A 10,661-nucleotide genomic window follows, 5' to 3' on the forward strand; every position below is an offset into this window, starting at 1 on the left:
GCAAATGGGAATGAATAGGTGGAGTGTTAAAAAATATTTTCGCGGGGCCCAAAAACCCTAGTGGGTGTTACCAGCGGTACGGGCTTCTTCCACGCGTCGGCTATGGCTGTTTAGGTTGTCTGTCCCGGAGATACTGGTATCGCGATCGCTGGACCAGGTGCCTTGGCCGTGGGCTGGTTTGCTGCCCTGACCGAAATTGGTGGGTTGTACTTTCACTTTTTTGCGCTCACCCACAGTCGGACAGGCCTTGTCCGTGAAGGTTTTTTTGCCGCTGTCAGGGTCGACACACATGAAAACTTCAGCTGATGACAGCTGTGGCGCCAGTAATGTGGCAGCCAGTAGCAGGGCTATAAAAACGGCCTTTTTCATCCGTGAACGTCTCAAACTGGGTCTGTTTTGACTAGATTAATGGTATTGAGGATAATCGGTCGACAAAATACTCGACTTTTAGCCAGAAAACCTGAGAATTTGGCGTCTACAGGTAGTCGAATCAAGTGCATGGTCGAATTAATCTCAAGTTACCTTCCAGAACTAATACTCTGGGGCTCAGGACTATCGCTGGTAACGTTGGCGGCTGCGGTCTTCGCGGTGCCGTGGGTAGTGGCCCATTTGCCGGTAGACTACTTCAGCGGCCCACGCCGACATGCCTTGCGAGAGCAACTGGGTCTTGGAGCCTTGATGCTGGCGCTATTAAAGAACGTAGCTGGTGGTCTGTTGGTTATGATTGGTTTCATACTTTTGTTCATGCCCGGGCAGGGTGTGCTGATGATGCTGGTCGGGCTGTTGATCATGAACTTCCCCGGAAAATACCGCCTAGAGCGATTGCTGGTGGCCAGAGAGGGAGTATTTCGTGCCTTGAACTGGCTGCGCGCAAAGCACTCACTGCCACCGTTTGAAAACCCCAGACAGTAAATTTAGGGCAGTATTGAGATACCAAAGATCTTGCTCTGGTTTTATAATTGCCTCCTTCACCGACAGGAGATGAATCCAATGATCGGCAAAATGATGTCCATGGGCTTTGAACTCGCCACAATGCCCGCCCGATTGACTTGGCGAAGTGCTCGTGCAATGTCTATGAGTGCCGCTGAATTTCAGCAGTTTTCTGATGAATTACGAGATGCCTCAGAAGAAGTGGCGCGCGAAATTCAGTCCGTTATCTCGGGCGTCGACGCCGAGATGTCTGCGAGGGCCGGTCATTTGAGCGGAGAACAGAAAGCCCAGGCAGCCTCGCTGGCACTGCAAGCCGCCGAACAGCATCTGAGTATGGCGGCGGTGAACCTGTTGCGTGCGCTGTGGCTTTCTTCTGCCGCCGGGCGTGAATTAGCACACGACAAGAACGGCGTTATTATTGAGCACGAGTCCTGAATTTCACACTATTTCAACTAAGCTGATAGTCGAGAGGATAATTATCCAAGATGAGTAACACCCCCATGAATCTGATCAAGTGCATGCTGGCATCGATGGCGCTGCTGTCCCTGTATTCCCTGGCCCAGGAGGGCACATCACTGGAGTCTGACTGGATAGAGCTGGTGAAAGGGCACAAGGGCGAGACAATGGGTGTGGAAGTGACCGACATCCAACCTGGCGACACCGAGGGCAGCACCAGGGTTTATATTGCAGTGCCTAAAGTATCGATGGGACACCCCGACACTATTGAAGAGGTTCTCGTCGTTGGGCAGGCGCCGGAGGAGTCGGAACCACTGGATATCGAGTATGAATGGGTTTATGACTACGATGACGATAACTACGGTCTCGTTGTCCACCTGGGAGAGAGCAACTGGCCCATTCGCCTGTACATGAATTCCTCTCCCGGCTATATTCGCCAGGATAAGTAGCTTGGCTTGCTTTACTGAGACGGCTCTCGATGCCGTTTCCATTATTGGCTCCGGCGAGAATATCTGGTGTCATTCCATGGCTGCCACACCCACTGTTCTGTTAGAGGCCCTTGCGCAACATGCTCAGTCACTTTGTGGGGTGACCATGATGCAACTGCACCTTGAGCACGCTGAGTCTATTGCTGACCCAGCCCTTGAGGGCCATTTACGCAATCGCTGCTTTTTTGCCGGTAAAACAACTCGTAACCTGATCAACGAAGGCAGGGCCGATTATGTGCCTATGTTTTTGTCTGAAATCCCCAAACTTCTTCGTCATGGCGAGCAGCAGGTAGATACCGCGCTGGTGCAGGTATCAACCCCGGACCAGCATGGAAATTGCTCGCTGGGTATATCGGTCGAAGCGACTGCAGCCGCCTGTGATGTGGCCAAACGGATCATTGCTCACGTTAATCCGAATATGCCGCGCACCCACGGTGATAGTTTCATCAACATACGCGATATCGATTACGCTTTTGTGGCCGAGACGCCACTGATCACAATAGCAAGAAAGGATATTTCGGATACCGAGCGGCGTATCGGAGAGATCATCGCTAGTCGGATTAAAGATGGCGATTGTCTGCAAATGGGTATCGGCGCAATTCCCAATGCGGCGCTTTCATTCATGAAAGACCGTCGCGATCTTGGTGTGCATACCGAGATGTTCTCTGATGGCGTGCTGGACCTGATTGAAGCTGGCGTAATTACGAACTCCAACAAAAAGGTTGCTCGCGGACGAACCGTTACTGGCTTTACCATGGGGAGCGATCGTCTGTATCGTTTTGTAGATGACAACCCGGAAGTGACCTTTCTCGATATCGAATTCGTAAACAATCCGGTGGTGATTGCCAAGAATCCTCAAGTGACCGCGATCAATAGCGCTATTCAAATCGATCTGAGCGGGCAGGTCTGCGCTGACTCCATGGGGCACAAAATTTACTCGGGGGTAGGGGGGCAGGTAGATTTCGTGCTTGGTGCTAATTTCTCTGAACATGGAAAATCGATTATCGCTTTGCCGAGCACCGCCAAAAAAGGTGCATTTAGCCGCCTTGTACCGGCTCTGGAACGAGGCGCAGGCGTTGTAACAACGCGGGCACTGGTGGACTATGTCGTGACTGAATATGGCATCGCTGAACTGCGGGGGCGCTCGATTGCTGAGCGGGCCCGGGACTTGATTAATATCTCCCACCCAGACTTCCGTGAGGAACTGGCGCGGGAGGCCAGGGACACGTTGGGTTTGTCTGTTTAGCAACCAATATTAGCCTGCAAGGGCGCTTGACGAATAACAGCTTCATCCTTATAGTACGCCTCCTCAACGCGCCTGTAGCTCAGCTGGATAGAGTACCTGGCTACGAACCAGGCGGTCGCACGTTCGAATCGTGCCAGGCGCGCCATATCTTTCAAAGACTTACGCATTCGCGTGAGTTGTCTCCTCCAAAAAACGTAGAGTTTTCGTAGAGTTTGGCTCTACGATCTCCAGCACCCGTTCAATTCTCGCTGCGGCGTGGCTCAAATGATCCGGTGCCAAATGCGCATAGCGCAGCACCATCTCATACGACTTCCAGTCATTCCAACTTGGTGACGATAACATGGTCGCCTTTGCGGGCCTTGGTTAGAAGGAGCTGGAGACCCTTCCGGTTATCGTTCTTGCCGCTGGCCCTATCTTTAAATAGGAAGTCGCTGTGATCTTGTACTCCGGCCTATTTCAGTGCAGCTAATTGCGCGGTGAGGTCGTGCTGGTGTGTCGACACTCTGGCATAGCCTATGCTTCACCATAGTTACTCCTCGAAGTGTAAATTAAATCGGTTACCTGACAGTGAGTGTCAAAAAAGTGTGGTTAGAGATTTAATGTACATTGCAATGGCGCAATTCTAGAGTGTCAATTAATTCATAAATAACTAGACATCTATTGGACCGAGTTTTATTAGTTGTCCACACACGCCCGAATGGTGACGACCACAACACTTCTCATAGTCTGCTCTTCTTGACCTGGGGCTACAGTGTTACCGATTGGGTAGTGTCTACGGGTAATTTCTATTGCTAGGTCTGCTCCTCCACCGACCTCCAGGCCGCATCAAATGCCGCATCCATCAGCGCGATGGCTTCCGAATCTGTGTTGGCGATAGAGATACGCCCGAACTGGGCTCTGCCGATTTCGTGGGGCGCCTGACCATCTTCCCACTCGGGGTCGTCCAGAGCGAGGTAGGGATAGGAGTAGCCGTGGGGAATGCGGTTGACGGTGATGGCGCAAATATCCCGCTCGTGTTTGAAACCGTGCTGGCCGAGCATGGATTGTAACTGCTCACGAATCTGCTGCTCGTAAGTGGCGAAAGGTGTGCTGTACACGCGGTGGCGTCCCATCCGCAGCTGGTCGCGACCTAAACCCTGCTCTTGGGTCTTAGTCATGGGGGAGTTCATCATGAAGACCACCATGGGGTCGTCTGGCCCCCGTGGGGGCTCGTAGCCACCAACGCTCATGCCGGGTGCACTGCTCACCCATTGAAACGGGTCATGGGGGCACTGGAATATCTGTGCGCCCAGCTTGTCGTAGGCTAGGCCATTATCCAGTTGCACGTTGGCATAGACGAAAGGGGTTTTTACACCGTATTGGAGGCTGTTCCACTGTACGGCGAATCAGTGGCTTCAAAAATTGCGGCGCTTACTTTGGGATATATTGGTATCTCATATCACGTTCTCTTGGCTGCGTTGTTGGTCGGTATTGTAGATCTGCCCGCGATTAGCGGCTACTTCGAAGTCACCTTCAATGTGATGGTAATCGTATTTATCGCAATGGGCTTTGATTTCAAAGCTGCGATGGCCGCTGCTAAACACGCGGCCTAAGTAATCTCTAGTTCAGCTGCGCGATACGTCGATCGTTAGGGCAAGTCCACTCATCCCCGATAACCTGCTGAACACGCAGTTCATCGAGGATGTTGTCGAAGCCCAGCGGGGTCGGTTTTCTTTATTGACGGCGGAGGATTGAGATCCCCCCTATAACTTTTTTAAAAAGACATCAAACGGTTATTTTATGATAATAAAATGGTTGGCTATTATGCTTACGGTGGTTTTTGCGTTGATCATTGGTTTCAACGTTTGGGGTGCGGCAACCCAGGGGTCTCTAGAGCCTGCAGACAATGCCGAGCGCGATACCAGCGCTAATAAGGTGGTGATGGTTTTTGGTGCGACAGGTTCAGCCGGAGGCGGTTTATTAAAAGCCGCCGTCGAGGATAATGAAGTAGAAAAAGTCTATGTCGTTACTCGGCGCAGCACGGATTATATCGCATCTGTTGAAGCTCGCGATAAAGTCTCGGTGATTATGCACAAGGACTTTACAGATTATTCCCAGCTCAATAGTCAACTTGGCGAGGTTAGCACGGTGCTATGGGCGCTTGGCACTTCTTCCATGAGCGTCGACGCAGCGACTTACACGCTGATTCATGTGGACTTTCCCGCGGCCTTTGTGCCGGTCTGGTTAGCCGCGCGAAGAGCTGCCGGTCACATTGATTCCCCCATGGCCTATCATTTTATTGCCGGTATGGGCACTGGCGCCAGCGATGCGCCCTGGGCACACGATAAACGTCAAACCGAACGGGATGTGGCGGCCATGGCCGAGGGCACCGGGCTGCGGTCATTTAGTTATCGCTCGGCTTATATTCGCCCTATCAGTGAAACGACGAATATCGGCCATCATATTACCGAGGTCTTATTGCGCCCCGGGAAGTTGGTCACCAGTTCAAAGAAGCTGGGCCAGGCTATGTTGGAAATCAGTGCCCGTACTCAGGAATTACCCAACGGTACTTTGCTGGATAACGGCGATAGCCTTGCCTATACAAAGGCGTATCTAGCGAGGGGGGAATAGCGTACTTACAACTTAACTCGCTGTAATTGATAGAATCGGCGCATGAATACCTGTAAACGTCATCGATTCCCGCTCGACGTCATGAGCTATGCAGTGTGGCTCTAATATTGCTACAATTCGAGTCATACCTACATCGCACCCCGCACCTGATTCAACCACTCCCCAGACTTGTCAGCAACCTCACTCCAAACATCCTCAGCATCAGGCAACTGCGGATGGCAAACACTATGCATTGCGTCATCAGGCTCTTCACCAGAAATACCCAGGTCTTCATAAGGACAAAGTGCCTGCCCAGCATTACCGAGACCCTGAAATTAGTGCGTTTACAGAATGGGATAGGGCAGTAGATTGAGGTCTGAGGCTGGGTTCCTCTAATGTCAAAAAGTTAACTTGCCTATGCCGTTGTGAAAATAGGCTACTATCAGCACTGCATTGAGTCGAGATAACAATAAGCAAGCCAGGTGTAATATGACAAAACAACAGAAGCATGTGATGTGCCGTTCCTGCCATGCCCACTGCGGGCTTGTTGTCGATTTTGAAGACGGGCTCCCCACCGCCACTCACGGGGATAAAGACAATCCCGCCTTTGCCGGCTTCAGTTGTATTAAGGGACGTCGGCTGGTTAATCACCACACGCTACCCTCGCGCCTGCTATCCAGCAAAAAGCGCCGCCCAGACGGCCAGCATTACGATATCCACTGGCAAGACGCCGCCGCCGAAATGGCCGAAAAACTGCAGGGTATTATCGCCGAGCACGGCCCTGACTCAGTGGCCATGTATATCGGAACCTTTGGTTACAATAACCTCAATGCACACGCCTATAGTTTGGCCCTAATGGACGCTATGGGCAGCGCTATGAAATTTACTTCTGTCACTATCGATCAGCCAGGCAAGGGTATTGCCTTGTCCTGCCATGGACCCTGGCTCGCAGGGCCTTATCGTGTAGACGAGTGGGACGGATTGATGCTGGTGGGCACCAATCCGGTTATCTCTATGAACGGTGGTCTTGGTATGAACCCGGCCAAACGCCTGTTTGATGCGCGCAAACGTGGCATGGAGCTCATTGTCGTCGACCCGCGCAAAACCGAGAGCGCCAAGGAAGCCGATATCTACCTGCAGTGTCGACCTGGCGAAGACCCATTGATACTCGGCGCTATTGCCAAGATCATTCTGGAGGAAGCGCGTTACAACAAGAGTTTTGTCGACGCAGAGGTGGAAGGGCTGGACGCCTTGAAAGCGACACTGGCGCCCTTCGATCCGGGCAAAGTCGCGGCGCATGCAGGCATAGACTCTGAGCAACTGGTTAAAGCGGCCCATATGCTCAGTGGTTGGAAACGTGGCAGTATCAGCGTGGGAACCGGGCCCAATATGTCGGGTTTTGGCAATGCCACGGAATACCTGAATTTGGCACTGACATCCCTGATGGGCCACTGGCGACAGGCCGGCGAGGTCAAACAGAACAGCGGCGTGTTCATCACACCCGCGCCTGCCATAGCGGCGTCTCCAGGGCCAATGCCAGCGTGGGGCTTTGGCCGAAAGATGCGGGTACGCGATCTGGAGGAATCTGCCTCAGGCCTGCCCACCGGTGCATTGGCTGATGAGATCCTTACTCCGGGAGAAGGTCAGATCAAGGCCTTGATTTGCCTGGGCGGTAATCCGATGTTGGCATGGCCAGACCAGATCAAAACCTATGAAGCGATGCAGGCCTTAGACCTACTGGTGTGCTTTGACCCCAGAATGTCAAAAACCTGCGAGCTTGCAGATTACATAATCGCGCCCAAACTGCACTACGAAATAAAAGGCTGTACCGCAGCGCCCGAGCTATTTGGCATGTTCGGCGCCGGCTGGGGATTCGAAGGCCCCTACGGGCAGGTTAGCGACCCTATACTGGACGTGCCCGAGGGTTCGGATCTCTGCGAGGAATATCAGTTCATTCACCGGGTTGCCACAGAGATGAACAAGACGTTGAACGTAAAGTCATTTGCGCTATTCGGCGACCCGCAAGAACAGGACCGGCAAGCGACTCCGGTGCCACCTGGCGAGACACCTGACCCGATGGCCTCGTGGTCTATTTCATTGCGAGGATCGCCCGTAGCCATTAGCGATGCCTTCGATGATCCTGAAGCGCATCGTGGAAAAATGTTTGATCGACCACCTACCACTGTCGAGCCCAAGCCTGATGACTGGCAGGGAAAACTGGACATTGGCAACCCCTCGATGCTGGCGGAGCTGGAGGAAATCTCACAGCGTCTGGCGCAGTCCGACAGTCTTGATGACCAGGATTATCCTTTCCGCATGATCAGCCGCCGTATTAACGAAGTGTTGAATAGCAGCTGGCATGAGGATCCGGTGCAAAGCAAACGCGTGGGACACCACCCGGCATTCATCCATCCCGACGACCTTGCCGATCTGGGCTTATCTGACGGTCAGGTGGTAGAGATAGAATCGGCGCGAGCGATGATCAGTTGCGTAGCAAAGGCTGCCAGCGAAGTACGTCCGGGGTGCGTTGCCATACCGCACAGCTGGGGCACCAGTCCGAACGAGAAAGAAGACCCTCTGGGGCAAGGCGGCAATACCGGACGCTTGTCATTCAGCGACCGGGACTTCGATCGCCGCACAGGCATCCCCCGCATGAGTTCGATACCGATTCGGATAAGAGCTGCCGCTGCGGGTTAACGGGGCGAGGCTCCCATACTAAAACGCGAACTGATCTGCATTGAACGGTCGCTGCATTTCTTTCGTCAAGCTAAACATTGATGCGATGATCGGGGTGAGCACTCCGCCAGTCGCATCGTCTCCGATAGGGCGCTGAGGGTATAGACCACTTAGCCGATGGAGCCAGGTGGGAGACAGAACTGTCAGAGGATCTGGGGCAGAGCATTGTTGTCTTGAGTGGCTGTGGTCTGGAAAAGTTAATGTGCCGATACCCAATGTTATGCTGAACGCACACACGCATCGTGGTTTCTTATGAAACGGTTTTCTTTTCGGATAATTACGGCCCTGCTACTGGTCCTCGTTGGGGCATTAGGTGCAGTCGGATACAAAATCTATGATTTTACCCGGCCAACACAGGTTCTGGCACTAACCACGCCCTGGACAGATAGCGTCGATGCCGATAACCCGCTTCCTGATTATCCGCGTCCACAGCTTCGTCGAGATAATTGGCTGAATCTCAATGGTCGTTGGAGATATGCAGTTACCCAGCGAGACGCGCCACAGCCCAAAAGTTTTGAGGGGAAAATAGTCGTACCATTTGCTATTGAATCGTTTCTTTCTGGCGTTCAAAAACAACTGGGTCCGAATGAAAGGCTCTGGTATCAGCATACTTTCGAAACCCCCTCGCTCAACGATCAGCAAAGACTGTTATTGCATTTTGGAGCTGTCGATTGGGAGGCAGAAGTTTGGGTTAATGGCTATAGGCAAGGAATTCACCAGGGAGGCTATGATCCATTCACTTTTGACATAACAGATTCACTGGTTTCCAACGGGGCGCAGGAGTTAATTGTAGGCGTTTGGGATCCAACGAATCTCGGCCCCGGCGCATATGGCAAGCAGCACCTGGTTCCCCACGGTATACGTTACACAGCAGTGAGCGGTATCTGGCAGACAGTCTGGTTGGAAGTCGTGCCTGCAGATCGTATCGACAAGCTGGTCAGCAGCACCGACCTCGCCGCCAATGAGGTGCAATTGCGTATAGGAACGATAGGAGAGAATCCTACGGATGTTTTGGAAGCAACTGTATTTTCTGGCGATGAACTGGTCGCAGAAGTGCGAACTGCAGCGGGGCGGGACGCTACTGTAGTCCGTATTGTGATGAAAAATCTTCGTCTTTGGTCGCCTGATGATCCTTTTCTTTACGATGTAAAAATACGCATGCTACGCAATGAAGAAGAGCTGGATGTTATAGAAAGCTATTTCGGCGCACGTGAGGTAGCGACATTAAAGGATGCTGCAGGCACTACGAGATTATTCCTCAATGGAAAGCCGGTGTTTCACCTTGGCCTTCTGGATCAGGGCTGGTGGCCTGATGGATTGTATACCGCACCAACTGACGAGGCGCTGGCATTCGATATTGACGCGACCAAACGCATGGGCTTCAACACGATTCGCAAACATGTAAAGGTGGAGCCAGCTCGATGGTATTGGCATGCGGATCGCATGGGACTGCTGGTTTGGCAAGACATGCCTACCGGCGACGGTGGTGCCAGCCGCTATACTCAGATACTACGCCAGACCTGGGACATTATCGCAGCTCTATTCGCCGAAAAGCCTTGGCGAGACATGGTTCGTAACCCGATATCCGCCGCTTTATTCGAATCAGAACTGGCCGCAATGATTGACTATCTCGAGCCTTTCACAAGTGTTGTTGCATGGGTGCCTTTCAATGAAGCCTGGGGACAGTTTGATACCGACACGGTACTTTTCGCAGTGAGCGAGCGAGATCCCGGTCGTTTGGTAGACGGTCCTAGTGGATGGTTCGACACTGGTGCTGGCGATATTCTCGATTTACATGTGTATGGACGCGAAGCTGCGTTTGTCGACCAATTACCGCTCGATCGAGCTCTGGTGTACGGAGAATTTGGCGGCTTGGGTCTGCCCTTGGCTGGCCATCTCTCAGTAGACAAAGGATGGGGTTATGCTGCTTTTGAAAGCAAAGGCGGTTACGAAGCAGCTTACATGGAAATGCTGCTCCTTATCGAAAACCTTGTGCCGCGAGGATTGGCGGGAGCAATTTATACCCAGACAACCGATGTAGAAAGTGAGATTAATGGCCTAATGACCTATGACAGACGGCTATTCAAGATTTCACCAGCACGTCTCACTGAGATAAACGAGCAGGTAATCTCTAAATTGAATGGGGGTGACTGATGTAGTCTTCAAGCACTTGAGTATGAGGATGCCCCTCAGAAAGAAACTTTTTTTGATAAACC

At 52.3% G+C, this 10,661-nt stretch carries 10 protein-coding genes, 1 tRNA gene and 1 pseudogene; 9 read left to right on the forward strand and 3 right to left on the reverse strand.

The genetic code is table 11. The features are described 5' to 3' along the window. Positions 1–57 precede the first annotated feature (57 nt). Complete coding sequence (locus tag EYC87_RS03150; protein WP_279251581.1) at positions 58–369, reverse strand: DUF4124 domain-containing protein; 312 nt, start codon at positions 367–369, stop codon at positions 58–60. Positions 370–498: 129 nt separating this feature from the next. Between EYC87_RS03150 and EYC87_RS03155 the strand changes: the two genes are divergently transcribed. The 5 genes from EYC87_RS03155 to EYC87_RS03175 all read left to right on the forward strand — a co-directional run bounded on the left by EYC87_RS03155 (position 499) and on the right by EYC87_RS03175 (position 3,265). Continuing rightward, entirely contained in the window at positions 499–912 is a 414-nt protein-coding gene (locus EYC87_RS03155; protein ID WP_279251582.1) for a PGPGW domain-containing protein, read from the forward strand. A gap of 78 nt (positions 913–990) precedes the next feature. After that, a complete protein-coding gene (locus EYC87_RS03160; RefSeq protein WP_279251583.1) occupies positions 991–1,365 on the forward strand; it encodes a hypothetical protein in 375 nt (124 codons plus the stop codon). 50 nt (positions 1,366–1,415) lie between these two features. Next, positions 1,416–1,835: a hypothetical protein gene (locus EYC87_RS03165; protein WP_279251584.1), complete on the forward strand. Its 420-nt coding sequence runs from the start codon at positions 1,416–1,418 to the stop codon at positions 1,833–1,835. A gap of 1 nt (position 1,836) precedes the next feature. Continuing rightward, complete coding sequence (locus EYC87_RS03170) at positions 1,837–3,120, forward strand: acetyl-CoA hydrolase/transferase family protein (RefSeq protein ID WP_279251585.1); 1,284 nt, start codon at positions 1,837–1,839, stop codon at positions 3,118–3,120. A gap of 68 nt (positions 3,121–3,188) precedes the next feature. Further along, positions 3,189–3,265 (forward strand) — tRNA-Arg (locus EYC87_RS03175). A gap of 171 nt (positions 3,266–3,436) precedes the next feature. Here EYC87_RS03175 and EYC87_RS19440 read toward each other — a convergent pair. Together EYC87_RS19440 and EYC87_RS03180 are read right to left on the reverse strand one after the other, a co-directional pair. Then, positions 3,437–3,541, reverse strand: a pseudogene (locus tag EYC87_RS19440) (recombinase family protein); the annotation flags it as partial. Positions 3,542–3,911: 370 nt separating this feature from the next. Then, complete coding sequence (locus EYC87_RS03180; protein WP_279251586.1) at positions 3,912–4,445, reverse strand: hypothetical protein; 534 nt, start codon at positions 4,443–4,445, stop codon at positions 3,912–3,914. A 63-nt stretch (positions 4,446–4,508) separates the two neighbouring features. Between EYC87_RS03180 and EYC87_RS03185 the strand changes: the two genes are divergently transcribed. The 4 genes from EYC87_RS03185 to EYC87_RS03200 all read left to right on the forward strand — a co-directional run bounded on the left by EYC87_RS03185 (position 4,509) and on the right by EYC87_RS03200 (position 10,599). After that, positions 4,509–4,712, forward strand: a complete 204-nt coding sequence (locus EYC87_RS03185) for a hypothetical protein (RefSeq protein WP_279251587.1) — start codon at positions 4,509–4,511, stop codon at positions 4,710–4,712. 187 nt (positions 4,713–4,899) lie between these two features. After that, positions 4,900–5,730, forward strand: a complete 831-nt coding sequence (locus tag EYC87_RS03190; RefSeq protein ID WP_007227454.1) for a Rossmann-fold NAD(P)-binding domain-containing protein — start codon at positions 4,900–4,902, stop codon at positions 5,728–5,730. Between the two features lie 468 nt (positions 5,731–6,198). After that, the gene (locus EYC87_RS03195) at positions 6,199–8,406 is read left to right on the forward strand and encodes a molybdopterin-containing oxidoreductase family protein (RefSeq protein WP_279251588.1); all 2,208 of its coding nucleotides are present in this window, start codon (positions 6,199–6,201) and stop codon (positions 8,404–8,406) included. A gap of 291 nt (positions 8,407–8,697) precedes the next feature. Further along, positions 8,698–10,599 (forward strand): glycoside hydrolase family 2 protein, encoded by a 1,902-nt coding sequence (locus tag EYC87_RS03200; protein ID WP_279251589.1) that lies wholly within the window; start codon positions 8,698–8,700, stop codon positions 10,597–10,599. Positions 10,600–10,661 lie beyond the last annotated feature (62 nt).

This window comes from Candidatus Seongchinamella marina (assembly GCF_026262685.1).
GTDB classification, from domain to species: domain Bacteria; phylum Pseudomonadota; class Gammaproteobacteria; order Pseudomonadales; family Halieaceae; genus Halioglobus; species Halioglobus marinus.